Source organism: Micromonospora yasonensis, from assembly GCF_026013475.1.
Classification (GTDB): Bacteria; Actinomycetota; Actinomycetes; order Mycobacteriales; family Micromonosporaceae; genus Micromonospora; species Micromonospora yasonensis.
Window position 1 is genome coordinate 1 of the sequence record NZ_JAPDPH010000517.1, and the last position, 218, is coordinate 218.

General features: G+C 71.1%; 1 protein-coding gene. It reads right to left on the reverse strand.

Annotated elements, in window-relative coordinates:
• Positions 1–218, reverse strand: a 218-nt coding sequence (locus ONA70_RS37120; RefSeq protein WP_406601311.1) for an OmpL47-type beta-barrel domain-containing protein, incomplete at both ends; no start/stop codon positions are given.

Consider the following 218-nt stretch of genomic DNA (forward strand, 5'->3'; position numbering starts at 1 on the left):
GCCGACGAGGTGTTGCCGGCCTTGTCGGTCGCCCGGTAGCTGACCGTGTGCTGGCCCGCCTGGTTCACCGTCACCGGCGCGGAGTACGTCGCGTAGGCGCCGCCGTCGAGGGAGTACTCGACCTTGGCCACCCCGGACTCCGTGTCGATGGCGGAGAGCGTGACCGTCGCGCTGCCCACATACGCCCCGTTGGCGTCCTTCTGCCCGGTCACCGAGGC